The organism is Polaromonas sp. P1_G2, assembly GCF_056405515.1.
On sequence record NZ_JBFUBY010000952.1, the window covers coordinates 1 to 500 of the forward strand.

At 57.8% G+C, this 500-nt stretch carries 1 protein-coding gene; it reads right to left on the bottom strand.

Annotation, left to right across the window (positions count from 1 at the left end; genetic code table 11):
• Positions 1–196 (bottom strand): winged helix-turn-helix transcriptional regulator (locus tag AC1D0P_RS28505; RefSeq protein ID WP_477679808.1); only part of this gene is annotated, 196 nt, incomplete at its 3' end.
• Positions 197–500: the final 304 nt, after the last annotated feature.

Consider the following 500-nt stretch of genomic DNA (forward strand, 5'->3'; position numbering starts at 1 on the left):
CCTTGACATTGGCGATCGCTTCCCCCTCCTGCACCAGCGCCTCGTCCATCAATTCTGCGACGACGAAGGTGACAGCCGCCGGACTCAAGCCGGTCAGCGCAGTGATGTCGGCGCGCGACATCGGTCCGTCACGACGGAGATGGTTGAGGACCATTCGGCGGTTCAGCGCCCGCGACATGGTGGCATTGATCTTCATGGCTGTCTGCGCCTTTATTTTTTTTGTTAAAATAAATATTGTCCAATTGCCGAAAGTAAGCTAGGTTGGCTTCGTTGGCAATTGAGGAGTGTGCCGCGGCTCGATATTTCATCGCTGCATCGCGGTAGCGAACAATCACATCGGATTTCGGCGGAGATCGCACGGGAGAGGCCTGTGCGACGGCGGCGAAGCTTTGTCTGGAGGAGACTTTCATGAATGATTTGACGACATTGCTCATGAGGGCGGCGCCGTCGCGCCGTCAATTCATCCTGGGTGCGGGGACGGTGCTCGCTGGCGCCGCGCT